Origin of the sequence: Rhodococcus sp. NPDC057297, from assembly GCF_042667435.1 — a bacterium.
Taxonomy (GTDB): domain Bacteria; phylum Actinomycetota; class Actinomycetes; order Mycobacteriales; family Mycobacteriaceae; genus Rhodococcoides.
Genome location: NZ_JBHUZE010000023.1, coordinates 1 through 1,952, shown reverse-complemented (window position 1 = coordinate 1,952; position 1,952 = coordinate 1). Strand labels below are relative to the sequence as shown.

At 37.8% G+C, this 1,952-nt stretch carries 2 protein-coding genes; both read left to right on the top strand.

Annotation, left to right across the window (positions count from 1 at the left end; translation table 11 throughout):
• The first annotated feature begins 441 nt into the window (after positions 1 to 441).
• Positions 442 to 615, top strand: a complete 174-nt coding sequence (locus tag ACFULT_RS27165; RefSeq protein ID WP_375839303.1) for a hypothetical protein — start codon at positions 442 to 444, stop codon at positions 613 to 615.
• Positions 616 to 705: 90 nt separating this feature from the next.
• Positions 706 to 1,614: a hypothetical protein gene (locus ACFULT_RS27160; RefSeq protein ID WP_375839305.1), complete on the top strand. Its 909-nt coding sequence runs from the start codon at positions 706 to 708 to the stop codon at positions 1,612 to 1,614.
• Positions 1,615 to 1,952 lie beyond the last annotated feature (338 nt).

Here is a 1,952-nt window from a genome sequence, read left to right as displayed (position 1 = left end):
AGAGAGATATAGCATAGATACCCGTATCTCTAGAGATATTTTGGTATATCCCTGCTATATCTATGGGGTATCTATGCTATATCTTTGGCTTCAAAAACGGCACCTGTTCTAAGAGCATAGAAACTCAACAGGCACAGCCTGTTTGACACCCTTTTTTTTAGGGTGGCACCGAGTTTCCTTATGCTCTTTTTCTCTGAAGCTAAACCTGTTTTATATGTCGTAGTCTTTTTATTGGGAGTGACCCCTTGCTGTACAATTTCCGGAGGTGCCGATAAGGGACGAATTTTCCCTTGTCGGTTGCCTTTGGGGATTGTAAGGGGTGGAGGCTCGGAATCAAAAGGAAACGAAATATCATTCCGAGTGTGCTTCTTTTTTCTGTTCTTGAATTCTATTATTTCCAATGTTAGAATTATGTTAACAACTTGTTAGGAGTGTGTTTGGATGGAAGAGAAAAAACAAATTGGACCTCGAATTACTGTTGAAACATTTAAAAAGCTAGAGTTATTAGCCGAACATTTTACAAAACACAATGAATTTGGAAGAGTTTCAAAAGATGCTGTAATTGAGTTTGCTATTAAGGAATTGTATAGGGACTATTTGGGAAAAGGACGCTAATTTTTGTTGAAAAACTGACTTCGGATTTGGGGTTCTTTATTATTAACTTGATTTTAATTAAACATTACAGGAAAAATTGAGGGGAAATGGATGGATAAACGCAATGGTGACGCGGTTTTCATAGCTCCAAATGATGTTGTAAAAGTGACCACTATGAATCACGTCATTGAAGTTCAGCATATGGAGAAGATGAACCGGAAAAATAATATCAAAAAATTGGACAAGGATAGGTTTGTAGACCTCTCTACTGGGGAGATCCGGGAGTTCGAGCATTCGGAAAATCGGCAGGAAAATTATAATTCTTTGAGACAAACCTTTAAGAAGCTGCGTTATTTGATAAATAACAATTTTATAGGACGGCCAAATGAATTACATATAACTTTGACATACAAGAAAAATATGACGGACACGAAAAAACTTTATAGTGATTTTCAAAATTTTATCGACAGGTTGCGTTATAAATACAAGAAAGAAAGTTCGATAGATTATTTATCGGTGGTAGAGCCACAAGGACGTGGAGCCTGGCATTGTCATGTTTTAATGCGCTTTAATGATTTGGATAAGATTTATATTAAAAATGCTGAATTAAGGAGTCTATGGGGTTTAGGATTTGTAACAATCAAGTCATTAAAGGATATAGACAACATAGGAGCCTATTTGAGCGCTTATTTGACTGATATAGACCTAGAAGATGTCCAAGACAGGGAAACAGCCTTAAAAGTGGCTTCAGAGGGCTGTGAGGTGCAAACAAAGATCGTAGAAGGTCGGGAAAAGAAATTTTTAAAAGGCGGACGGCTGCACATGTATCCTTCCGGAATGAATATGTATCGAAAATCAAAAGGGATTGTTAAGCCGGAACGGGAAGAAATGAAGTTCGGAGACATAAAAAAAGTAGTGGGTTCGGCAAAACCACACTACGAGAAAAGTTATCATGTCGAAAATGACAATTTTGAAAACACAATTTCGTTTCTCCAGTATAACACAAAACGTGATTTTTGAAGCAAAACGGTTCCTCTTTATGGAGCCGTTTTTTTTATTTCCCGAAGGGTTATTTGTCAGAATGACAAACCGATTTCGAGCCGGCGAGAACCCATTGTCACACCACGATTTAGGGGGTGTGTATAAATGGGCACTCTCTGTGAAATTTGAAGCTTTGAAATTCCGAATGGCGCACTTATACACTCTGTCGAGTGAGTGCTAAAATGCTGAAGCATTTCCGTCAAGCGTGTGGAGGAATCTTGTAGAGAGATATAGCATAGATACCCGTATCTCTAGAGATATTTTGGTATATCCCTGCTATATCTATGGGGTATCTATGCTATATCTTTGGCTTCAAA